Source organism: Paraglaciecola sp. MB-3u-78 (assembly GCF_002835935.1).
GTDB lineage: Bacteria > Pseudomonadota > Gammaproteobacteria > Enterobacterales > Alteromonadaceae > Paraglaciecola.
The window spans coordinates 378,208-401,573 of record NZ_PJCF01000003.1 but is presented as its reverse complement, the minus strand read 5'-3'; the positions used below and the strand labels follow the sequence as shown (position 1 = coordinate 401,573).

The window sequence follows — 23,366 nt, the reverse complement described above, 5'->3', positions numbered from 1 at the left end:
CTAAACTTGAGGCTAAAAAGCCCTAAAAAACACTGTCGAAATGCAACTTTTTATGGCCCTTCATGGCACTAATATCAAGACCATCAAGTAGCCAGTTTATTTGCTGGCCGTTGAGTGTTATCACCTCCTTTTCACACCTCGGCCAAATGAATCTATCTTCCTCTAGGCTTTTGTAATACAGCACGAAACCATTGTTTTCCCAGAACAGACATTTGATTTTAGTGCGCCGTTTATTGGTGAACACATACAAGTGACCCGAAAAAGGGTTGTGACCCAACTCACATTCGACAATGGCGCTAATGCCTCGAAATGACTTACGGAAGTCAATTGCCTGCGGATATAGATAAATATGCGTAAGCGACATGCACGGGCGCATCGCACTTGTCATGACAATGCCGCCGTTAGCTGTTTCACCACATCGATATTATTGGGCGCAATACCCGATAACGACAGGCCATTGGCGAAGTGCAGCGTTAATAATTCTGGCTTGGGTAAATACTCTGGAATAGGCAATGCAATGAAACCCGTTTTGACCGGTGCTGTTTCTTGCGTTTCTAATCTACGCTTATGGTGACTTAGTCGCTGCGGGTTTAGTTGATGCTTTTTACAATACTGCGTTTGTGTTAATGCTGAATCCTTCCATTGGCTTACGTGTTGCTGCCAAAAGATGATGGGTTGTTTTGACATGTCATTTCCTCACTTGATTTCAGTGACGAAATTATGCACCAGCGGTAATGGTAAAATAAGACCGTGGGTTTATTTGGCGCTTACAGATGATTGACCACCCGCTCGCCTATGCCTTGGTAAAGAGAGGATACGCCCTTGTCGTAAAGTGCATCCAAACATCGCCCAAGCGCATCGTCATTAATATCATCGGCAGATATTCCTTCCCCGAGCAAACGGTCAAGCGGTTTGCTTTCAAAATATTCACTGTACATATGCAAAGTGCGACCGGTAAAACCTAAACCATTGAGTAGCATCGCCACGAATAATTGTCCAAAGCTGACTTTACGCTCATTAGAGCCACCTAATGCATCATCAATGTATTGTGCAAGTTGAATATCTTTACAAAATCCAGCGACAAGGCCAAGGTGATCGAGGGATTTGGAGGAGGGGTAAGTCATTATTTATAGCTCTCAAAAGAGAGTAATAGATCAAAACTGGGGATCGGCGTCAAGGTGTTTTTAACAAACCCACATCAAGTGGTCAATTAATAACCAAATTCAATTCTAAATTTAGGTGCGGAATGACAGATATATCGTCATGTCTGCGTATTTAGCAAACCCATTGCTTCCACCCAAATTTAACTAAGACAAACCGTGATTGAGAATATTTAACCGGCTTTCCATCTGAAAATATGAAATGTAGCTCATCAAATAGGGCTCGATTTCATGAATTGAATAAGCGAGTTATGTTGGATGACTAGTTAATACTCGCTGGCTTCACTCTTATGTAGTGCTTGTGCAATTTTAGCGATGGGCCACCCTTCACTACGCAACAACACCGCTTTAATACGGTCACGCTCCCTTCCATCACGTGCTTTTGTATGCCGTGCTTCTAGCGCCGTTTTTGCTCGGGTGTGAGGGAAATATCAATCATGTGTAGAGCCTGATCCTCAAACCAGACAAAATCAAGCATTTTCATTGATCACGGGTATATACGCGGGATTTCAAGCATAAGGCTTTTTATAAATGGCTCGCGTATTTTGCGCGTCCTAAACTTAAATACAAGTTTCAAAAAGAGGGCCACTTTTAGACTACCTTCAACACAACGGACTAGTAGTATGAGAAAAATAAAAACGTTATTTGTGCTGAAAATCAGCACAAATGGGCAGGTAGTACGTTGACATCAAGGGAGCGTTAATACACGCCATGTTAACTGTCTTGTGGTTTTTAATAACGCATATCCTAAGTCAACTTTATAAGACTTTCATTATAATACTTTCTTTCTAATTCTATTACTCTGAGGGGCTTGGAATAGTAATAACCTTGGATGAAATTACAGCGCATGGTTCTAAGGGCAATGATCTGGAATTCTGATTCAACGCCTTCGGCAACAGTCTGCAAGCCCAGACCATTAGCTAATGAGATGATCCCAGAGCACATTGCATACGCATGTTTATCTTGAATTATGTTATCGATAAACGACTTATCGATCTTTAAATAGTTGATAGGTAATACTTGTAAATAAGCCAAATTAGAAAAACCGGTTCCAAAATCATCAAGTGAAAATGATATTCCAATCTTGCGCAATTGATTCATTATGTCGATAACGGCATTAATATTTTCAAACAACGAGTTCTCAACAATTTCAATATCCAAATTTTCGCCACTTAAATTGCTTTGGTTAAGAAGTTCAGAGACAAAGTTAACAAAGTCCTTGTGCTGCAATGTGACCCCCGTTACATTAATAGAAACACGTGGCACATCAAATCCCTGATCTTTCCACTCTTTTATTTGATTTATTACTGTTTTAAAAATCCATTTTTCTAACTCGTATGTCAGATTCGATTTATTCGCAATTTCGATTATTGAAGGCGGTGACACTAAGCCATGCTTGTGGTGATCCCATCTTAGCAGTGCTTCCAGACCTGCCAATCTCTCATTGTTTGCATCAATCTTCGGTTGGTAAACAATATGCAACTTGTGTTGAGCTAAGTTTTGACTAAGATCTAGGGTAAGCTCATACTTCATCAATACGTTTTTCCTAACATCGTCAGTGACAACTTCCGAGTTAATTCCTGGTTTTTGTGGAAGATTTTTTACAAAAAGTTTTGCCATAAGATAAACGTCATTGGGTGCAGATACTTTAAAATTGTCTTGAATGATGGCCATATTTATATTGGGTGTTATCTCATATACCGATGTTTTAACGGGGCCTGCCAGACATGCTAGCAATTGACTTGTGATTTCGTTAATTAGCTTTACACCAGGACCTTGAGCAATATTTAGGGCTATAAATACACCTAAGTGCCTGTTTTCGGTTCTGCCAAACACATGTTTACCTACTTTGGATATACCACGTTTTAATCTTGCAGATATCTCCAAAATGACCTTATTAGCAATAATAGAACCATAATGGTTCTCAATATATTCGATATCAGAAAACTCTAAACACAAGACATAATATTCTAGATTATTAACACTTTTTGATAATACTTGGTTTATTTTTTCAAAAAAAGTGTTACTCAAAAAAGCATTGGTTAAGGGGTCTCTGTTTTCCTTCAGTTGACTGCGCATCCTGTGCACGGATACTTCTTCGGGTTGGATTACCTCTTGTCGCACTATCTTGGCCATGGATAAAAAAGATTGGCGTTCCTGTTCGCAAAGTGTTCGGGGTACCTGATCCATAATGCAGAAAGTACCCAGTGGCAGGGTATCGTTTCCTCTGATCACAGCACCAGCATAAAATCGGATATACGGTTTTCCTGTCACCATTGGATGGATTTTGAATATAGGGTTGGCGAGGGTATCTTCTACAATCAATAATTCTTTTTCATGAATAGCATGAGAACAAAATGCCTCATCCCTATGTATCTCTTTAACCCCTAGCCCAATATTGGATAAGAACCATTGTCGTTCGGAATCTAAAAGAGATATTAGTGCAGTAGATACTTTAAAACGGTAGTAGCAAGTTCTGTTAGATCATCAAAGCGACTAGAGTGATCTGAGTCTAGTAGCTTTGTCGCTTTTAATGATTCTAAACGCTCAGTTTCTCTTTGGTGTAATGGCGCAACGTAATTATGCATTATAGTGTTTTTCATGAGATAAAAATTTATCCTTATTTAGTTTATGGAGTCTTTATCGAACGAATTACGCATTTACCACTTTGCTTACATAAAGTAGAATTATTAAATGCATAGTGTTCCCCAAACTCTGGTTATTAATGTTCCCGTGTTAGTTATCTTATGTAGCAGTTCATTATTTAGAACAACTCAACGTCACCTTCTTCCATGGAGTTTTGTTCCACTTTGCGCTCTAGTTTTTGGCTGTTGAATGTATTCCTTAGCTGGGTCATTTTTTCTGCCATCGCCACCAGTGTATGTAAACTCTTTGCGCCATACAGATTTTTTGGATATGCATCTACGGCCACCTCGTTGATGTGAATGAGACGAGCCTGAATATGGGTTGAAAGCTGATTGACAATATCTTCGAATTGTAAGGCACGCATGGCATTCTTAATTTCATTCTGTATTACATGGCTACTTTCTTTAAGTTCGACGACGATGTTATTGGTGGAGTTATTAATGCCCTCAACTTCAGCCAACATTTTGTCAATATTTTTTTTGTCTGCGATGGCGCTATTCATGTCCAACGTGGCAATACTGTTCACTACATCACTGACCTCGATCATACTTTCTCTAGTCTCTTGAATTTTTAAGCGTATTTGTTCATTCAAGGTTGACGAGTTAACAGAAAGCGCTCTTACTTCATTGGCCACCACAGCAAACCCCCGGCCTGCTTCGCCTGCTCTGGCCGCTTCAATAGCAGCGTTTAGCGCCAGTAAATTAGTTTGATCGGCCAGTTTTTGTACACTGTCCAGAATGCTGTACATACCTTCCATATGTTTAGCCATATGATTTATTTTAGGGATTGCACCAAGACTTTTTTCACTAATATCCACCAATAAATCCACATAATGCCCAATGATGCTGTCTGCTTTGAGGATGAAATTGGCCATATTCATGGTTTCAGTCACTTCATTACTTTTATTGTCATTACCGGTAAGATTATGAACAAGGTCTGATGCAATTGAGCTTTGATGACTGGTTTGATTAGCCACTTCACTAAAGCTGTTTTGCAACAAAACAACGGCGTCGGACAAAAGGATCTGGATACGGTCAATATCCTCGTTTATCTGTTGTGTTTCAGCACCCATTATATGTTCCAGCTGTGTGCCAATCACGTCAAGTTGATGCCCTGTTTCATATTGTGTTGTTTTACTCATACTAAGTAATTGGTCAGCAAAGTGTTGTGAAGAACTATCGCGTATAATATGTATTATCCATATACCCACAGTTACCGCCAAGGCGGTGAAATGTATTGCATGGTTAATTGTGAAGGCAACTAAAAACAAACTTAATAATGAGGTGAACAGAGGTAACCTCGATAGTTTGATTTTATCCATGTAACTTGGTGCGGCAATTTTCGAATATGTCATTGTGTGATCCATTTCTTTTTTTTAGTTGATTTTGTTGGAGCATTGCATCACCAATTGGTGGCCTATCTCTTCCAGGGGAAGTACTTGCACAGCAGCATCCTGCTCAATTGCTATTCGCGGCATACCCCACACCACACTGCTATCTTGATCTTGGGCAATCGTCATAGCACCAGCGCTACGCATGTTTTTCATTCCAGCTGCCCCATCCATGCCCATTCCAGTCAGAATGACGCCTATCGCTTTGTGTTTGCAGGACTGGGCAACAGAGTTGAACAACACGTCAACGGAGGGTCTGTGACGGTTAACAGGAGGTGATGTGTCGCACATCAGCCGGTACTTGCCTGCCGACTTTTGTACTGTCATATGCTCAGCGCCGTTAGCGATATAGACATGATTAACTAACAAGTCCTCTTCAGGTTGATTAAATTCTTTTACTATCAGGTTAACCAGCTTGTTTAATGCTTTGGCAAAACGATAGGTAAAACCTGGCGGCATATGTTGTACAACAAGAATAGGTGGCATCTTGTCAGGTAGTGTAAGCAAAATTTGTTTGATTGCCTCGGTGCCACCTGTAGAGGCACCTATGGAAATCAAGTCAATTTTTTTGTTAGGATATTCCAGTACTGGAATAGACTCTGCTTGCAATCGTTGTTGGTTTTGCCTGTTTCGGATCAGTGCCGCTATATTGGCAGTGGCAGCCTGCTTTATTTTGCGGGTGATCACTTCAGCCAGGGCCTGCAACTCGGTGACCACTTTTAGTTTGGGTTTGGCGATAAAATCGACCGCACCCATGTGCATTGCTTGCATCGTTCTGTCTGCACCTTGTTCTGTGAGGGTTGAGATCATAACTACAGGCATGGGACGCAGACGAATGATATTTTCCAGAAACGTTAGGCCATCCATACGTGGCATCTCAATATCCAGAGTGATCACGTCGGGATTAAGGCGTTTTATTTTTGCCCGCGCCTCAATTGGATCACTCGCGGTCCCTATTACTTTAATGCGAGGGTCTTGACAAAGGATCTCGCTCAATAATTTTCGGAAAAGCAGGGAATCATCGACAATCAATACTTTAATCAATGGTTGCAGATCCAGCCGTCATTAGCCACCCGATAACTAGCCTAAAAAAGCTCAACATCACCTCCCACTGGTGGCTTATCAATAACTTTCTGGTAGTCACGTTCGCGGGCTAAAATAGTATCGTTGTGCATGTGAAGAATCCTTAGCATTTGTACCTTGCCATTTAGTGGATTAAAAACTATCTTGCGTGGACACGTGCTACCTAAATCGTGGGCAATAATGGATATCATCTCAAGTGATAGGTAGTGCAGCACAAAATCACAGTTTTTTTGGCCAACGTCACCCATATTTTGAATTATTTTGCCACCACCAAAAACCTTGCATTTGAGATTTTTCCGTTGCCCACCATTTTTTAATATCCCGTTAATCAAATACTCCATGGCGTAGTTGCCATAACGTGTGGCGTCGCTTTCAACATTGCCCCAGCTAACTTCATGGCTTGGCTTCTTGGTCAAGGGCAACATAAAATGATTCATCCCTCCAATACCGGCGAATTCATCCCAAATGCAGGCCGATACGCAGGACCCTAAGGTGGTAGCAATTAATTCATCGTCGCGACTGACGTAATATTCACCGGGCAATATTTTGGCAACAAATTTTTGCGTTTGTCTATCCAGATAACGATTAACGTGCTCAAAACCTCGAATGCAGGTTTTAGGCAGAGGGAGTGCGTCTCTAGACAGCATGTTCATAATGCCTCCACTGTGTGTAAATCAGGGCTGCTTTTTTTTGCAAAAATAGTGCGCCCTAGCATGTCGAATACGGTGTTATCTTTAGGCAGACTCTCGCTGTGCCCCAGCATCAATATTCCCCCAGGGCGAAGCATCTGGTAAAAACGCTGGATCAGTTTAGCCTGTGTTGGTCGGTCAAAATAAATAAGTACGTTGCGACACATGATCACATCAAACGGCCCCCGCATAGGCCAGTTTTCCAACAAATTTAACGGCATAAAAGTGATTAAATCTGCCAGCTTTTGTACTACTTTAATATTGCCTGCATTGACTTCATCGCCACGTAAAAACCACTTTTTCCTGACTGATTCAGGCAACGCTTTTATACTCTCGGCTTGGTATACACCTCGCTGCGCGGTGGCAAGCACATCGGTGTCTAAATCTGTGGCCAGAATTTTCACGTTCCAATTGTTTATAAGAGCAGGCATAGACTGCAACAACGTAATTGCAAGACTGTAAGGTTCTTCACCCGTAGAACAGGCAGCAGACCAAACTCTAAGCTTGCGGGTGTGAGCATAGTGTTGGATATGCTCAGGTAAAAACTGCTCAGTTAGGTGCTCAAAATGATGCATCTCACGGAAAAAACTGGTTAAATTGGTCGTTATCGCATTGATAAAGCTCGTTAACTCACCCTCATTATTTTGTTGTAAAAGCTGGCAGTACGCTTTAAAACTAGCGAGTTTTAAATCTCTGGTACGGCGCATCAGACGGCGATAAACCATTTCGCGCTTACGCTCATCCAAAACTATACCGGTGCGCTCATATACTAGTTTACAGATAAAGCTGAATTCTTTTTCACTTAAGCTAAATTCTGCGGATCTGTCATTATTCACCCTAGTGCTCACTATTTTCTTTCCCTTTAAACCTAGTTTCCTGATGCTAATTACACGGTGAATTAATTATACGCAACCTCGTGTTTGGTGATTTGACTGAACGGTTCGCGGCAGCTTAAGCTGCCGCATAGACGAGCTTAAAACTCTTCCCACTTTTCGTTTCCTGCCACTTTACGTTGGTTTGTAGTGCTGGCTCGCTTGGCGCTAGGGGCAGCGCGTCGCGATGCAACTGGCGCGGATGCACGATGGCCTGTAATTGGCGCCACTATGGCATCTTGATGCTCGTCAGTTTGAAAGAAGGAGACTTGCTCAATGAGTTCCTGTGATTGTTCTTCCATGGCTTTACTGGAGGCCGTTGCTTCTTCCACCAGCGCTGCGTTTTGCTGGGTAATTTCATCCATCTGCGCCACTGCCTGACTGACTTCAGTAATGCCTGCGGATTGCTCTTTACTAGCGCTAGCAATGTCTGAAATCATCACCACCACTTCTTGCACCGCCTTGACTAACTCAGCAAAGGTTTTGCCGGTTTCATCCACTAACATAGTGCCTTTACCTACTGCTGCAACACTGTTTTTGATGAGACCTTTTATCTCTTTGGCTGCTGCTGCGCTGCGCTGGGCCAAATTACGTACTTCGGCCGCTACCACCGCAAAACCACGTCCCTGCTCACCCGCTCTGGCTGCTTCTACCGCCGCGTTTAAGGCTAGTAAATTAGTCTGAAAAGCAATCTCATCGATAACCCCTATGATATCGGCTATCTGGGTGCTGGACTTGTCAATTTCTTGCATTGCGCCAACGGCATTGACCACCACTTCACTGCCGTTGCTGGCTTTTTCCATTACACCCGTAGACAGTTTGGCCGCCTCGTTGGCATTTTCAGCATTTAGTTGCACTGTGGTGGTAAGTTCTTCCATCGCCGAGGCAGTCTGTTCCAGACTCGCGGCTTGTGCTTCGGTGCGCTGGCTTAGATCGTTGTTACCTTGGGCAATTTCTCTTGCAGCAGAAAACACATTAGTCGATGCATTTCTTATCTCACCAACCATATTACGCAGGTTGTTCATCGATTCATTGACCGCATTTGCCAGTGCCAGGAATTCCCCCCCGTACTCACCGTCCATATTTTGACTCAAGTCGCCTTTAGCGAGTCCCTGTGTGACGTTAATTGCAGAGGTGATGGGTTCGACAATATTATCCATTAGTTTATTAATGTTTTCCCCCAACACTTTCATAAAGCCCTGATATTCCTCAGTATTGATACGGGTATCCAGTTCACCACGAATAGCTGCGGTAATTAAACCTTCAATTTGTCGCTGCGCATCTTTCTCTTCTGTGCTATCTATCCACTGCACGGCTGTGCCTAAATGTGTACCTTCCTGGTCTTGGAGGGCGATGGCGGTGAGGTTAAACTCCAAGCCTGCAACCGCTATATCTACATTAAAAGGCAAGTTAGCCGGATTGCCTAACAAGTTCTGCTGATGGGCTGGGTTTTTGTGAAATGCGTCAAAATTTGTACCGATAATTTTGTCGGCATTAAAAGCGGGAAGGGCAGTACGCAGCTGCATTTCGCGTCTACGGAACATCGCTTCGACAGACGGATTCATATAGACAATATTGCCTTTGGTATCCGCCATCATGACATTCGTTGTCATGCCTTCAACGGCAGAACTAAGGCGCCCTACTTCAGTGGCTCTTAGTCTCGCTTCAGTTACGTCCAACCATTCCAGTGAATTGCCGATGTAATTTCCGGATGCGTCATTTATTGCTGTCACGTTTAATTCAAAGCGCAGATGTTCAACGGTAATATCTGTTGTCCAGGGTAAGTTACTGGGGTCGTTAAGCAGTTTGCGTTGATGAGCAGGATTGGCATGGAAAACATCGATGCAGGTGCCCATAATTTTTTCTGCTGAAGCACTAAATCCCGGGTATTTTTTCTGAAAGGTTGGTTCGTGTTTTTGCATCAGATCAAGTGTCGCTTGGTTAGCGTAAGTGATAATAAAATCACGGTCTATCATAACCTGAGCGGTACCAGACTGGTCAATGGCACCTTGTAACTGAGCCGTTTTGTTTTCTTGCTCGCGGACATTGGTGACATCTTGCCATTCCAGTGAATTGCCGATGTAGTTTCCAGCCGCGTCATTTATCGCTGTCACGTTTAATTCAAAGCGCAGATGTTCAACGGTAATATCTGTTTTCCAGGGCAAGTTACTGGGGTCGTTAAGTAGTTTGCGTTGATGAGCAGGATTGGCATGGAAAACATCGATGCAGGTGCCCATGATTTTTTCTGCTGAAGCACTAAATCCCGGGTATTTTTTCTGAAAAGTTGGTTCGTGTTTTTGCATCAGATCAAGTGTCGCTTTGTTAGCGTAAGTGATAATAAAATCACGGTTGATCATAACTTGAGGAGTACCTGACTGATCGATAGCGCCCTGCAATTGGACTGCTTTGTCGCTTGATTCTCGCATGGCCGTTACATCCTGCCACTCCAGTGCGTTACCTATGTATTGATTATTCTCATCAAAAATGGCGGTGACATTGAGTTCAAAGGTCAGATGTTCAACCTTTATATCAGTGACCCATGGCAGGTTATTTGGATCACTTAACAGACTTCGTTGGTGAGACGGTTTTGTGTGAAATGAGTCTATGCAACTGCCAACAATTGAATCGGCCTTAAACCCTGGATATTTTATCTGAAAAGTGGCTTCATGCTCCTTTAACAACTTTAAGGTGGCCTCGTTCGCATACGTAACGTTTAACTGACGGTCAACCATTACAGAAGCTGTGCCAGACTGGTCTATTGCTCCTTTGAAAAATGCAGCATTTGCGTTCTCAGGTTTACTCATGAAGTCCCCCTCAATATTGAAGGCCTCTTGTGCCTGTGAAACGGGGATCTCAACCACTGCAGGTGCGGGCTTGGTCAAGTTGGAAGACAAAATGATATAGGCAGACACCCATGCATCCTTTGTCTGCTTATCAAAGTGGCTGCCTAAACCGCTTTCAAGGGTTTTTAACCACGCTTGTGCAAAGGTACGATAACTTGTCTCTTTTACATTGTGTTTGGCTCGACTTTCCCCTAGCTCATGCAAAAATGGCAGTAGTGTGTCCAAGTCGTCTAAGAGACTTACTGCTTTGCCAAGCATAGCCATCAATTTTTCACCTTGGAGTTTCATGTCCTCACTAAACAAAGATTCCAATTCAGGATCCAACTCGAATAAGGTGTTATAAAAAACCCCTGCAGAGTCGTCTGCTGTTAACTCCAATCTGTTCCAGCTTTGGCGCACCAGTTCTATATGTGTGGGTGTCATAAAAGTTCCTTAAAGTCATATGATATATTTGTAAACCTAATTAGGTTTTGTTCAACGAGTATTGGATGGGTAAAACCAAGGTATTAGGACATTGTGCTACACCGCCCTAACTTGGTTGATTACGTTGTACAAGTGTTCGGCATCTAACAGTTTTGTGGTGTTAAGTAAAATAACGATATTGTCTTTGATTGTGGCCATGCCAGTGATAAACCGTTGGTCTATATTGCTACCAAAGTTTGGTGCTTCTCGTATATCTTTTTTATCCAATTTGTAAACGTCTGACACGGCATCAACGACTATGCCGACCACTATTTCTTTTTCATCTATGCGAGTATGCAAAACAATCACCACTGTGGTGTCGTTATAACTTTTTGGCGGGCGTTGAAAACGTTCGCTCAAATCAACGATAGGGATGATTGTGCCGCGTAAATTAATCACCCCTTTTAGATAATTGGGAGCATTGGGGATATTGGTGACTTTTGACCAGACACGAATTTCTTTGACTGCTAATATATCCACGCCATATTCTTCCCCATCGAGGACAAAACTCAGTACTTCTTGATCACTGCTCAGCAGAGCAGAGCGGCTGGTATTATCAGTGTTCAACATCGTCTTCATCCAGATTTAGTAATTTTTTGATATTTAATAAGGTCACAACATTGTTGCCAACATTGACCAAACCCGTTACATATTCTAGGGGCACTGAACCACCGAAAGCGGGTGTGTTTTTAATCTCGCTTTTTTCCGCATTCAAAACATCTGAAACTGCATCAACTACGAAACCCATGGTGCGACTCACGGTTGCATCTTTTATTGCAACTATGATGGTCACAGTAAACGGGGAATATTCCACTTCTCCCACCTTAAACAGAATACGAAGATCAATCACCGGTACTATATTGCCGCGCAGATTGGTCACACCTTTGACATGTACAGGAGCGTTGGGGATAAGAGTGGGGGCAACCCAACCACGTATTTCATTTACCGCGAGTATATCCAGTCCATAGTGTTCCACACCTAATGTAAATGTTAGGTATTGATCCCCACCTGTAATAAAATCAATTCCTTCAAGTCGTAACACTTGCTCACTGATGGCCTGGTCGGCTACTTCTATTTTCATCACATGTATCCTTAGGCGACCTTAAATTGACGTTTTACATTTGAGCGCCGGCAGGAAGCGGTGATTAGTCCCGGAATATCGAGGATCATAGACACAGAGCCATCACCAAGGATGGTGGCCCCTGAGATCCCTTCAATACGTTTGTAATTACTTTCCAAACTTTTTATCACAACTTGTTGCTGGGCCAATAGATCATCCACTAACAAACCGATTTTTTGTCCGTCACTCTCCACGACTACCAGCAAAGCATTGTCGATATCGGTATTGTCGGCACTGATATCAAATTCCTTATACAGGTAAATGATAGGAACGTTATCTTCTCGCAAGCGATACATCACCATGTCACCTGACACCCTGTTTACCAGCTCTGGTTTAACTTGTAGTGATTCCACTATGGTTATCAGTGGGATGATGAAGACTTGCTGTCCAACCCGCACAAGTTGCCCATCCAGTATCGCCAGAGTTAAGGGTAAATGGACTTTAATGGTGGTGCCCACATCAACCTTGGATTGAACAACAATACGCCCACCCAATGATTTGATGTTACGCTTTACCACATCCATGCCTACTCCGCGGCCTGAGATATCACTAACCTGAGCGGCAGTAGAAAAGCCGGGTTGAAAAAGCAGATCATAGATTTCGTTGTCACTGAGCTGCTCGTTACTGTCAATTAACCCTTTTTCAATGGCTTTGTTACGTATTATAAGGGTGTTGAGCCCTTTACCATCATCACTGACTTCAATCACTACGTTGCCACCCTGATGATGGGCATCAAGTCGGATACACCCTTGCTCAGGTTTGCCTTTACGAATACGTTCTTCAGGGGTTTCAATACCGTGATCAATGGCATTGCGCACCAGATGCACCAAGGGATCGGTAATTTTTTCCATTACCGTCTTATCCAATTCGGTATTTTCGCCGAGGATCACGAGTTCAACTTTTTTGTCTATTTGGATGGCAACGTCGCGGACCATCCGCGGGAAACGATTAAAAGCAAAACTAATGGGCAACATCCGAATACGCATGACGCTTTCTTGTAACTCTTTGGTATTTTGTAATAACTGCTCTAAACCATGAAAAAGCCTTTCCAATTTAGTCATATCGAAATTATTGCCCAGCTCCGATAACATAGACTGGGTAATAACCAACTCACCGACTAGATTAATAAGGCTATCTACTTTGTCGATACCCACTCTTATGGATGATGAAGAGCTGGGATGGGTATTTTTATCTGAGCGAGGGGCTCGTATTTCGGGGGCCGCTTTTTTGTCTGCTCCAGCAAACTGCTGCTCCGGCTCTTCAGTATTTGTTGTCAGCATATTCTCGATGTCGACTGAAGGCACCTCGAAGGGTTCAGATGTCATTGCATTGTCTTGGGTGGATGTGTTGTCGCCAACTAACTGAATATCCAGTGTACATTCGTCGATTACCCAGTCGAACACTTCTAAAATATCTTCTTTACTGGCGCTGCTGTTACTTAGCTCAAGATCCCAACGTATGAAACATTCATCAACGGTGAGATCGGCAAAATTCGGAACTTCACTGATATCAGCACTGGTCGCCAGATCTCCCAGAGCCGCCAGTTCTCTAAATAACCTTAGGGGTTCGTTGCCAGCGAGTAATATTTGCGGTTCCGGAACAAATTTTATTTGCCAATGTTTAGTGACTTTGTTGTCAGTACCGGAAGAGGTATTAGCGTCATTTTTGCTATTTTGGCTGAGCATAGGTCCGGATCCCGCTTGTGATGTTTGAGTCACTGCATCAGCTTGCACAGTGTTTACCGTTTTGTCTGTTGCACCTAAAATACGCTCGAATGCGGCAATTAATTCTATCGATTGGTATAAGTTTGGTGTTTCTTTAGCTTGTAGTGCAGTGAACATGCCACGCAGGCAATCACAAGAGCGCAGCAAAAGTTCAATACATTCTTCATTTAATTCGCGCTTACCGTCTCTGGCTTCATCCAGCAGGGTTTCAAGTACGTGGGTGAAATTTGCCACATCGCCAAAACCAAAGGTGCCGCTGCCGCCTTTTATCGAATGTGCCGCGCGAAAGATAGTGTTGATCACTTCCGGATCGTTACTTTGGCCGATGATGAGCAATGCTTGCTCCATTACATCTAAACCTTCAAGGCTTTCTTCGAAAAAAACCTCATGAAATTGTTCCATGTCGATAGACATAAGCGAATATTTTTCCCTGTATTATTAAGGCTGTTTAATTATCCGATCACTCGTGCCACTGTGGCTAACAACTTATCTGGATTGAATGGTTTAACTAACCATCCTGTCGCACCCGCTGCCTTGCCTTCGGATTTTTTGTCCATGGAGGATTCTGTTGTCAATAATAGAATTGGAGTGTATTTGTAATTTGCTAACGCTCTTAAGTTTCTAACCAAATCAATGCCATTCATAATCGGCATATTTAAATCAGTAACAATAACGTCAAACTTACTGCTTTTGGCTTTGTTTAATCCTGCCTGTCCGTCGGGTGCATCAGTCACCTGATGGCCTGCTGATTTTAGGGTTGTAGCAACCATGTTACGCATGGAAGCCGAGTCATCTACGATTAATATTTGTGCCATTTATCAAATCCTGAGTCATGAGTTAACATTTATATTTTTTCTAATTATGTAAGCCCAAATCCTCAAATAGCCCCAATATACGAGCCGCATCAAGTAGAGGAGGAGAAGGATTTTTCCAGCTGATTTTTCCGCCGCAAGTGTCGACTTCTTTTTTCAGGGAGAGGATAAGCTGCAGACCAGCGCTATCTGCTATTCGCACTTTATCTGCTTTTAATTCGATGGTTGAACATTTTCCAAGTGAAATAGCCAAACGCTGGTGCAAATTACTGACTTGTGAGATATTCAATGATTCGCCTAACGATAGGCTTGTTTTAGTACTCATGTTGATATTTCCATTTCTAGGCTAAAGACTTATGTCGAAAGCCAATACATCTGCAATACATCTGCAATACATCTCCAATACATCCATATATCAGGCATTGTAATTCTTAAAAGATAAAGAATTATTTTTAGATAATGCCATTAAACTTTAGTCATAGGACGTTAAAATTAACGTTCCCCGTGGTTTTTTTATTTGACTTTTTAATTTAAACATGAAGAAAATATTAATCTGACCTGCGCTAGGTTTTATGTCTGAGGGAGTCAGATTTATATAAGACATGCCTATGAATGCACTCTTAATCAAGGTTTCAATAGATTTACAATGGTAAGCGAGACGGACTAATCAGTAAAAGTTTTTTATATACACGTATAACTTAACAATAATTTTGTGTATACATAACTATACTTAGGTATAATTTTAAATACTTTCTTGCTATCAAAATAAGTAAAAATACCTATAGCTTTTTTTATTTTCAAAAAAAATATCGTTAATTTAGTGTTATAAAAAATGATTTTGTTATTATTTCGCCACTTTTTGTTTGGCGAGCTTTAGCTTTTAGTCTTTTTTGAGTTCTGCTTTTATCGAATTAAATACGTGAAATGTCTTCAATATGAATCATGTATTGTCCGGTGACCACGTCATGGCTTTGATAAGGTAGGATAGACCGTTTTCTTCATCATTTTATGACTAAGCAAGGTGGGTAAACTATGTGTTATCCCGTGTCTTACCTTCCACAACACCCAAACAGGCTTGATACCTTTGTCTTTGACAGAATTGAGCTAAACAGCAGATTTCTTGCTGGTACTCGGTTTTAATCGACAATCACAAGCTGGTGGGTAGCGCTTCATTTTCACGCTTTAAAGTGAAGAGTTCGAGATTATTTAATATTTGACAATATAGCTTAAAGTATACCAGCCGATCTTCCGCACCCACTTTAAGAATAAATTCTCCGGTATACATCACCAAGGCAATTAATGATGATGTGTTGTCGTTCTTTTAAGTTCATCACCAGCGGAATGTGTTCAGCTTGATACAGAACTGTAATATTTTCGAAGCATTGGAAAACCCATCGAGCAGTGGGTGTTTGGCTTGGCTTTTTTTTCTGGTCGGGGAAGTAACACGCCTTGTCTTTGAGTGTTTTGCGGATTTGATGCTCTAGACTGGCGTACACCATTAAACAACTGGTCATGACCATCAGTAAGGCTTCAATACGTTCTGGCTTCTTGAGGTAAATGGCACTGGTTAGGAAGTCGGGACTTTTTAAGAAACGAAAGCCTTTTTCAACATTTTGCTGGGCTTTGTAGCTGCTGAGTAAACTGGCCATATCCAAATCATCACTGACATCATTGGTGGCAATAATGAACAGTCCGAGTTGCTGTAAAGCGGTTTGGCGTGATATCAGAGGTGTGCATAATTCGCCCGTGATTTGATATTCAATGCGCGTGGGTAATTCGCCTCGTTTAGGTCGTCCTGCGTTTGCATATACCGCCACTTCAATTGCTCGGGCATTGACATCACACACGGTTTGTTTACTTCGCCATTTTACAATGGCGCTTTGTGCATCTTGGACGCAGGCAAAGCGTTGTTGGCTTAACTGTTTGAAGCTTTTTCGCGCTTGCTCGCCGGCTTTTAACATGCGCTTGTTTAAGTTGTGTTGCTCACGCTTGTAAGCCTGCTCACTGCGAATGAGTAACCATGTTTGTTTAACACCGCCATATTCGCTGTCATAACTGACGCCTTCATAGCCTTGGGAAATAGGGGTAAACAGTAAAGTGGGGGCTTGTGCAACCAGTGCCTTCGCTTCTCTCAGTGTTTGCGGCACCCGCGTGATAAATAATTGACCTTGGGCGTCTAATTCCTCAATCGTTTCTTTGACATAAAGCGCCGCATCGGCCACTAAATAGCGGCTGGCTTGAGCCGCTTTTAAACTACCAATATGCGCCTTCACAATCTGTTTAAAGCCTTCCATATCATTGTTGTTGCCACTGGCGGGCTTCATGTACACCGGAATACCCGACTGGTTTTCGCAAATGAGATTTAATATCACCTGATTGAGCTCAGGGCGATGGTCACGTGAATAGCCTTGGGCAATGCGAATGTGTCCAAACTCACCCACTGGTGTGGCTTGGCCATCATAATGGAAACTAGTGGAGTCGAGATGCACCGCTTGGCAATCTAACCCTAGATGATTGACCACCCGCTCGCCTATGCCTTGGTAAAGAGAGGATACGCCCTTGTCGTAAAGTGCATCCAAACATCGCCCAAGCGCATCGTCATTAATATCATCGGCAGATATTCCTTCCCCGAGCAAACGGTCAAGCGGTTTGCTTTCAAAATATTCACTGTACATATGCAAAGTGCGACCGGTAAAACCTAAACCATTGAGTAGCATCGCCACGAATAATTGTCCAAAGCTGACTTTACGCTCATTAGAGCCACCTAATGCATCATCAATGTATTGTGCAAGTTGAATATCTTTACAAAATCCAGCGACAAGGCCAAGGTGATCGAGGGATTTGGAGGAGGGGTAAGTCATTATTTATAGCTCTCAAAAGAGAGTAATAGATCAAAACTGGGGATCGGCGTCAAGGTGTTTTTAACAAACCCACATCAAGTGGTCAATTAATAACCAAATTCAATTCTAAATTTAGGTGCGGAATGACAGCTACAATCTCGGCAAGCATAAAAATTAACGTATACCTTTTGCTCAAGGCCGTCTTCGGTTACGTTCCGTCGATGCGGTAATTCCTCGCCCGCTGGGCAAATATAAAGGTCTTTGTCTTTATCGTATTTAAATAATGACTTGTTAAAGATGCCTTTCTTTGCTGAGCCTGATGTATCAGTTTGTGGCACGTTTGCCGTCATGCCTAAATCTTGTGTGGCCTTGATATCGTTGCGACTAAAGTACCCCTTGTCGGCGATGATAGTGATGTCTTGTTTACCTAATGTTTTTTGGACTTGCTCTGCCACTAAGGTGAGCTGGCCTCTGTCTGTTGTCATAGTGACATCGTGTTCAACAATCAAGTGATGTTTTGTATCCACAGCGCTTTGCACGTTGTAGCACACCTGTCTTTGCATATGTTGCGTCTTCATCAAACGTGCATCAGGGTCGGTTTGTGATACTTGCTTGTCTGGGTGTTCATTCACTTGTATTTCGAGTGCTTTAAGCTCAACTAATCGCTGCTCAAGCCATGCTAATTTTGAAGTAGATACTGTGGTGTCGATATCCTTTTCATCCCCGTCTTTGGTGTCCATTTGACTTAAGTATTGTTGAATACTCTTTTCTGTTCGCTCGATATGAGCCTGAACTTTGGCGGGTGTATAATTCTTGGATTTGTTGTTGACGGCTTTAAACTTACTACCATCAATGGCGAACACTGAATCCTCAAACATGTTGAGCTGACGACATAACTCAACAAACTTGCGGCAGACATTTTTGATCCCCTTGCCATTATCTTTTCTAAAGTTGGCGATAGTTTTAAAGTCAGGTCTTAAACGCTCAAGCAACCACATTAATTCAACGTTGCGGTGACTTTCCTTTTCCAACCTGCGAGATGACTGAATGCGATTTAAGTAACCATAGATGTAGAGTTTTAACATTGTAGAAGGATGATAGCCTGGGCGGCCAGTAAGCTTTGGGTTAACGGTCTCAAAACCTAAGTCTAATAAATCAAGGTGGTCAACAAACATATCGATAACTCGAACTGGATTATCTTCGGTAACAAAGTCATCTATTGCTTCTGGGAAGAGTGTCGATTGGTGTCTTGGTTGACCTTTAATATGGTGAGACATGTCAGATATACTCTGGTTTAGCTTACCATTTTATTATACCAAATTCGGTCTTAAAGTTGGATCGGTGGCTAAGACTGATTGATCATAAACATCACATACTTAGACCAAAAGGTGATCAATAGTTTTTACACAGTCTGCCGACATAGCAGACATACGAACGAAGAATTATATTGCTGCATTTTGCTGCTAAAACCCATCTTTAGGAACGTCTTCTATCCATAGGCCATGTGTCAAATAAGTCGTTCAACCATAATAATCTACACTTAGATTGTTAAGGTTATGTGCTCGTCATATACGAATAATGTGGAGCTTGATGCAAACACCATGAAATCTAGTAAGGTTTACGCGGGACTTGGTTACCAGCGCCGCTAAACAGCCAATAAAATCCAGCTACTCAAAGAGCACATGACTGCGACGGTCAACGGTGGTGCCGTCACGATAGGGTGTTTAGAGTGGGTAACAAACCTTGCCGTAAGTCGTTATTGCCGCACTTTTTTTCTGATAGCAGTTTTTCGATGTCACGGAAGCTAAGTGTAATTTTGTGACCAAACCAGACAGCATGACTGATTATTTGGTGTAGATAACGATATCCGGCATAAATATTGGTGTTTTTCATGCCCAGATTATCGCATATTGCTGAGTCATCTTGTTAACTTGACAGTACCTAGGTCACTTGCCGAAGCTAAACTATGGATTGCCGTAATTAAGGCCTTCTTGTCAATCGGCTTGGTCAGTACTTGATCCATACCCGCGTCTAGGCATAACTCATGGTCAGACTTAAGCGCATTGGCTGTTAATCCAATAATTGGAATGGTCAGTTGCATTTCTTGCAGAATATAACGTGTTGCCGTCACGCCATCCATTGTTGGCATTTGCATATCCATCAATATCACTTCAGGTGGAATTGTGCTGTTTTTCAGCCAATCTATGGCTTGTTGACCATCGGGCATTATGACAACTTCGTGTCCATTATCCACAAGAATAGCTTCGATAATATACGCATTAATATCGTTGTCTTCAGCCACTAATATGGGCCCATGCAGTATTGGGGTATTCGTCTTTGCCTGCTTTTGCACAGAGCGTAAATGATACTCCAGCGTTTCCACTACGATGGGTTTTTCAATAATCGCGTCAATATGCGCTTTTACATCCGCCATGATATCCAGATTGTCATATGCGGCAGTGACCAGAAATATATACTTCGGAAGTCGGTTACATTCTATAAAATGCTTAATAACGTCACCGCCATTAACTTCAGGCATAAAGTAATCTAAAAGCAGAACATCGTAGCATTGTGTGCCATTTATAAACGCCTTTCCGTTCTCAAACACATCCGTTTTATAACCAATATCTCTGGCGATGGATGCCATTAATTCGCGACTTGAGGCCAAATCATCTACCACCGCGCACGTCATAAAGTGGGTATCATGAGGTATTTTCTTTTTCGGTGCTGATGCCTTTTGAACAGGAATTGAAACGGTAAATCGACTGCCTTTGCCAATATCACTTTGCAACTCTAATTTTCCATTCAGCAGCTGAGTCAGTCTAGAACTGATAGCAAGCCCTAAACCCGTGCCGCCATATTTTTTTGAGGTACTTGAGTCAGCTTGGCTAAACTCTTCAAAAATACTCTGTTGTTTATCGGTTTCGATACCAATACCAGTATCAGTAACACTGAAAACAAGCCAAAGACGTTTTTCTTGCACGGTTGCACCGACCGACAGTGTGACTGATCCTTTTTCGGTAAATTTAATGGCGTTGGTCATTAAGTTATTTAAGACTTGAACAATTTTACCTGCGTCACTTTTTATGTATTCAGGTATGTTCGATGGCTTTTCATAAACAAAAGCTATATTTTTTTGTCGACATAAAATATCGGTGTTGGTGCAGGTTTGATCTATTAGCTCAAGGAGCGAAAAAACACTTTCATCTAACTCTAGTTTACCCGCTTCAATTTTTTCGAAATCTAGAATATCGTTAATCAGCAAAAGCAATTGTTGGCCTGATGCCTTTGCCCTTGATACATAGTCTTTTGCCTGATTTGGCCGGCTTAATGCTAAATCAAGCAATCCAAACATTCCGCTCATTGGGGTGCGTAATTCATGGGACATATTAGCGACAAATTGCGCTTTGACTTTATTCGACTCAACCGCTTTTTGTTCTGCCTCAATGGCTCGGGTTGCTGCGAGCTTTAAATCACTCATTTGTCGAGTAATAAGTCTTTTCATCGGCTCAAAAATAAACAAAACTTCTAGGGTAAGTAAAAATAATGTAAGCGCCCATAGCCAAGTTTCAATCTGATACAACGAGCTTACCCGTTTTTCGGCATCGTTTTCAAAAACACTAACAACCAAATTCAAATCATTTAGGAGTCGTTCGGTGTCGACCTCTGCAATCTGTTGGAGCAGATATTCTGGCGAAGTCGTGCCTTTGATAAAACTGCTGATAATATTAATCAAGGTCTTAGAACGCTGGTCTAATTGAACGTCACCGAAGTAGAGTGATTTGGCCTCATCTGGGATGTGCTTCAAGTTAATCAATTTATTATGGTTACTGGCAAACGTGGCGACGGCGTCCTCGAGCTGTTTGTTAACAACATCGATTTCACCCGCCTTATCAATTCGATAGGATAGCAACGCGATCCGTTGGCTTAACATTCGCTGTTGACCGGCTACATTGATAATTTGCGCGTCTTGGCCTTGTTGGTTAATGATTTTCGACAACCAAAACCAAGAAGAGGTAACTAAGATTGCCAACAAAAATACGGCTAGTAAATATCTAAAGCGGATCGACAGGGTCATATTACAGCGTTAACCTTAATGCAAACGATAAGTAAAAGCTGAACCTTAGCAAGGAATGTGAAAATAACAAAACGTTGATTATGCTCATACAAAATAAGTCACCGTGATATCGGTAAAATAAACGTAATTCAGAATTCAAAACAAGCACCACCCACCGTCTGCTGATCGCTCAAAGCGTCCATGCTTATTTGAAAATATTGGGCTAGATGTCAGTGTGCTCAGACAATTCAAGGGCATCATCAACCTCTACACCGAGATATCTGACTGTGCTTTCTAGCTTGGTATGCCCTAATAATATTTGAACTGCACGAAGGTTCTTTGTTCGCTTATAGATAAGCGATGCTTTCGTTCTTCTCATCGAATGTGTTCCATAAGCAGTAGCATCAAGTCCTATGCTAGAAACCCAGCGTTTGACTATTCTGGAATATTGTCGAGTAGAAAGGTGGTCGTGGTTTTTTACTCTGCTTGTAAATAGATAGTCGTCATTTTTTAAGCCATTGGATTTTATCCATGAAGTAATAGTCACTTTAGTTTTTGGTGTTATTTCAAATTGAACAGGTTTTCCTGTCTTTTGTTGAACCAATATCGCTCGCGATTGAACAGTTGTTCCGTGAGCAATATCACGGACTTTCAATTTAATAAAATCGCATGCTCTAAGTTTACAATCCAGCGCTAAATTGAACATTGTTAACTCTCGGAGGTTATTACTAATATCCAACCTTGTACGAATAGACCATACCTCCTCAAGCTTTAGGGGTAGCTTTTGTCCAACAAGTTTGTCTTTATTCCAGCTTGGTTTTGGTATGTAAGGAATTATTTGATACATGACAGTTATCCTTTGATAAAGGGACTATCAAGTATGGATGATTTTCAGATGGTCGTTTTTTCCGACATTGCAGACATTAGTGGCTCAAGCTATTACCAATTATGTAGCCAAAAGCATCAGGAATAATTTAACTTTGTTCTGACCCCGATAGTTTTTGATGATAAGTGTGGCTGGCTTCGCAGGTTACAGCGTTAAATAGGCGATGAATTATCAATTTCAAGGGAATATTCCAGAGTTAAATTATGTAAAGAAACCTGATAGTGCGTCGCTCAATTTATACAAACTCAAAATCAAGGGGTCACAGCACTTGAAAAGGCGTCGAGTGATAGTCCGCTAACGCGGTGTGACCTTGTTATATTTCAACGCCTAGACGTATGTCCGGTGAGTGCTAATTGCCGTCAGTCACATTTGATTAATCGTATGATTGTTTTTAGCTCAATATAGTCTGATAGTTCGAATTCTCTTACGACCGCTTTAGGTCGTTAGCTGCCCTTTTGGGCTGCGAACTAGACTGACAAATTATCGCGAAAATCAGTTTAACTGAAGTGACTCCGAATGATGGGTATTGGCACATTTGAGCCGAATAGATAAAGGCAGAGCTACGCAGCATCTTCCCGCGCGGCGGCGGCCTTCTGTACGACTTATTTTTTGTCTACAGCCACAAAAAGTAAGCAAAAATGGCCGCTCGTCAAACTATGTTCTTCATCCAATTATTTCTGGTATTTAGTAGGTCAAAAGCACCCGCTTCGGCTACGCCGATTTTAATCTTAGGTGGCTCCACCACTGCTGTTTCCGCCTTTAAAGTTTCAGCAAAAAATGGC

18 protein-coding genes and 3 pseudogenes are annotated in these 23,366 nt (G+C 42.0%); all 21 read right to left on the bottom strand.

The window, feature by feature from the left end; genetic code table 11:
• Nucleotides 1-22: 22 nt before the first annotated feature.
• Nucleotides 23-388 carry an IS66 family insertion sequence element accessory protein TnpB gene (tnpB, locus tag CXF95_RS05720; RefSeq protein ID WP_101197784.1) on the bottom strand — a complete coding sequence of 122 codons (366 nt, stop codon included), beginning with the start codon at nucleotides 386-388 and terminating at the stop codon, nucleotides 23-25.
• Nucleotides 385-687 carry a hypothetical protein gene (locus CXF95_RS05715; RefSeq protein ID WP_101197783.1) on the bottom strand — a complete coding sequence of 101 codons (303 nt, stop codon included), beginning with the start codon at nucleotides 685-687 and terminating at the stop codon, nucleotides 385-387. Before CXF95_RS05715 ends, tnpB begins: the two co-directional genes overlap by 4 nt.
• 83 nt (nucleotides 688-770) lie before the next feature.
• Nucleotides 771-1,124, bottom strand: a pseudogene (locus tag CXF95_RS05710) (DUF4277 domain-containing protein); the annotation flags it as partial.
• A gap of 329 nt (nucleotides 1,125-1,453) precedes the next feature.
• Nucleotides 1,454-1,570, bottom strand: a pseudogene (locus tag CXF95_RS05705) (helix-turn-helix domain-containing protein); the annotation flags it as partial.
• Nucleotides 1,571-1,907: 337 nt separating this feature from the next.
• Nucleotides 1,908-3,485, bottom strand: a complete 1,578-nt coding sequence (locus tag CXF95_RS05700; RefSeq protein ID WP_232787665.1) for a bifunctional diguanylate cyclase/phosphodiesterase — start codon at nucleotides 3,483-3,485, stop codon at nucleotides 1,908-1,910.
• A gap of 113 nt (nucleotides 3,486-3,598) precedes the next feature.
• Nucleotides 3,599-3,763 carry a hypothetical protein gene (locus tag CXF95_RS30395; RefSeq protein ID WP_232787664.1) on the bottom strand — a complete coding sequence of 55 codons (165 nt, stop codon included), beginning with the start codon at nucleotides 3,761-3,763 and terminating at the stop codon, nucleotides 3,599-3,601.
• 161 nt (nucleotides 3,764-3,924) lie between these two features.
• A complete protein-coding gene (locus CXF95_RS05695) occupies nucleotides 3,925-5,160 on the bottom strand; it encodes a methyl-accepting chemotaxis protein (protein WP_157828082.1) in 1,236 nt (411 codons plus the stop codon).
• A gap of 21 nt (nucleotides 5,161-5,181) precedes the next feature.
• On the bottom strand, nucleotides 5,182-6,192 hold the full coding sequence (locus tag CXF95_RS05690) for a chemotaxis response regulator protein-glutamate methylesterase (RefSeq protein WP_232787663.1): 1,011 nt from the start codon (nucleotides 6,190-6,192) through the stop codon (nucleotides 5,182-5,184).
• Between the two features lie 89 nt (nucleotides 6,193-6,281).
• Entirely contained in the window at nucleotides 6,282-6,932 is a 651-nt protein-coding gene (gene cheD / locus CXF95_RS05685; RefSeq protein ID WP_369809286.1) for a chemoreceptor glutamine deamidase CheD, read from the bottom strand.
• Complete coding sequence (locus CXF95_RS05680; protein ID WP_101197780.1) at nucleotides 6,929-7,816, bottom strand: protein-glutamate O-methyltransferase CheR; 888 nt, start codon at nucleotides 7,814-7,816, stop codon at nucleotides 6,929-6,931. The genes cheD and CXF95_RS05680 overlap by 4 nt, the downstream gene beginning before the upstream one ends.
• Before the next feature lie 125 nt (nucleotides 7,817-7,941).
• Nucleotides 7,942-11,106 (bottom strand): methyl-accepting chemotaxis protein, encoded by a 3,165-nt coding sequence (locus CXF95_RS05675; protein WP_101197779.1) that lies wholly within the window; start codon nucleotides 11,104-11,106, stop codon nucleotides 7,942-7,944.
• 96 nt (nucleotides 11,107-11,202) lie between these two features.
• Nucleotides 11,203-11,715: a chemotaxis protein CheW gene (locus CXF95_RS05670; protein WP_232787662.1), complete on the bottom strand. Its 513-nt coding sequence runs from the start codon at nucleotides 11,713-11,715 to the stop codon at nucleotides 11,203-11,205.
• A complete protein-coding gene (locus tag CXF95_RS05665) occupies nucleotides 11,702-12,226 on the bottom strand; it encodes a chemotaxis protein CheW (RefSeq protein WP_101197778.1) in 525 nt (174 codons plus the stop codon). Before CXF95_RS05665 ends, CXF95_RS05670 begins: the two co-directional genes overlap by 14 nt.
• Before the next feature lie 11 nt (nucleotides 12,227-12,237).
• Nucleotides 12,238-14,403 (bottom strand): chemotaxis protein CheA, encoded by a 2,166-nt coding sequence (locus tag CXF95_RS05660; protein ID WP_101197777.1) that lies wholly within the window; start codon nucleotides 14,401-14,403, stop codon nucleotides 12,238-12,240.
• 38 nt (nucleotides 14,404-14,441) lie between these two features.
• Nucleotides 14,442-14,804, bottom strand: a complete 363-nt coding sequence (locus CXF95_RS05655) for a response regulator (protein WP_101197776.1) — start codon at nucleotides 14,802-14,804, stop codon at nucleotides 14,442-14,444.
• Between the two features lie 40 nt (nucleotides 14,805-14,844).
• Nucleotides 14,845-15,126, bottom strand: coding sequence for a lipid asymmetry maintenance protein MlaB (locus CXF95_RS05650; protein WP_101197775.1), 282 nt, complete (start codon nucleotides 15,124-15,126; stop codon nucleotides 14,845-14,847).
• Nucleotides 15,127-16,060: 934 nt separating this feature from the next.
• Nucleotides 16,061-17,662: an IS1634 family transposase gene (locus CXF95_RS05645; RefSeq protein ID WP_101197774.1), complete on the bottom strand. Its 1,602-nt coding sequence runs from the start codon at nucleotides 17,660-17,662 to the stop codon at nucleotides 16,061-16,063.
• 119 nt (nucleotides 17,663-17,781) lie between these two features.
• A pseudogene (locus tag CXF95_RS05640) lies at nucleotides 17,782-18,918 on the bottom strand (IS1182 family transposase); the annotation flags it as partial.
• Nucleotides 18,919-19,351: 433 nt separating this feature from the next.
• Entirely contained in the window at nucleotides 19,352-19,534 is a 183-nt protein-coding gene (locus CXF95_RS05635; protein ID WP_232787693.1) for a hypothetical protein, read from the bottom strand.
• Nucleotides 19,535-19,559: 25 nt separating this feature from the next.
• Nucleotides 19,560-21,719, bottom strand: coding sequence for a response regulator (locus tag CXF95_RS05630; protein ID WP_101197773.1), 2,160 nt, complete (start codon nucleotides 21,717-21,719; stop codon nucleotides 19,560-19,562).
• A gap of 202 nt (nucleotides 21,720-21,921) precedes the next feature.
• Nucleotides 21,922-22,545 carry a tyrosine-type recombinase/integrase gene (locus CXF95_RS05625; RefSeq protein WP_101197772.1) on the bottom strand — a complete coding sequence of 208 codons (624 nt, stop codon included), beginning with the start codon at nucleotides 22,543-22,545 and terminating at the stop codon, nucleotides 21,922-21,924.
• Between the last annotated feature and the right edge of the window lie 821 nt (nucleotides 22,546-23,366).

Bases quoted from the DNA above. Each gene is read 5' to 3' on its own strand.
- CXF95_RS05695 (WP_157828082.1), bottom strand. From the start codon at position 5,160: ATGACATATTCGAAAATTGCCGCACCAAGTTACATGGATAAAATCAAA.
- CXF95_RS05630 (WP_101197773.1), bottom strand. From the start codon at position 21,719: ATGACCCTGTCGATCCGCTTTAGATATTTACTAGCCGTATTTTTGTTG.
- CXF95_RS05645 (WP_101197774.1), bottom strand. From the start codon at position 17,662: ATGACTTACCCCTCCTCCAAATCCCTCGATCACCTTGGCCTTGTCGCT.
- CXF95_RS05670 (WP_232787662.1), bottom strand. From the start codon at position 11,715: ATGTTGAACACTGATAATACCAGCCGCTCTGCTCTGCTGAGCAGTGAT.
- CXF95_RS05665 (WP_101197778.1), bottom strand. From the start codon at position 12,226: ATGAAAATAGAAGTAGCCGACCAGGCCATCAGTGAGCAAGTGTTACGA.
- cheD (WP_369809286.1), bottom strand. From the start codon at position 6,932: ATGAACATGCTGTCTAGAGACGCACTCCCTCTGCCTAAAACCTGCATT.
- CXF95_RS05715 (WP_101197783.1), bottom strand. From the start codon at position 687: ATGTCAAAACAACCCATCATCTTTTGGCAGCAACACGTAAGCCAATGG.
- tnpB (WP_101197784.1), bottom strand. From the start codon at position 388: ATGACAAGTGCGATGCGCCCGTGCATGTCGCTTACGCATATTTATCTA.
- CXF95_RS05675 (WP_101197779.1), bottom strand. From the start codon at position 11,106: ATGACACCCACACATATAGAACTGGTGCGCCAAAGCTGGAACAGATTG.
- CXF95_RS05650 (WP_101197775.1), bottom strand. From the start codon at position 15,126: ATGAGTACTAAAACAAGCCTATCGTTAGGCGAATCATTGAATATCTCA.
- CXF95_RS05625 (WP_101197772.1), bottom strand. From the start codon at position 22,545: ATGTATCAAATAATTCCTTACATACCAAAACCAAGCTGGAATAAAGAC.
- CXF95_RS30395 (WP_232787664.1), bottom strand. From the start codon at position 3,763: ATGAAAAACACTATAATGCATAATTACGTTGCGCCATTACACCAAAGA.
- CXF95_RS05660 (WP_101197777.1), bottom strand. From the start codon at position 14,403: ATGTCTATCGACATGGAACAATTTCATGAGGTTTTTTTCGAAGAAAGC.
- CXF95_RS05635 (WP_232787693.1), bottom strand. From the start codon at position 19,534: ATGAAAAACACCAATATTTATGCCGGATATCGTTATCTACACCAAATA.
- CXF95_RS05655 (WP_101197776.1), bottom strand. From the start codon at position 14,804: ATGGCACAAATATTAATCGTAGATGACTCGGCTTCCATGCGTAACATG.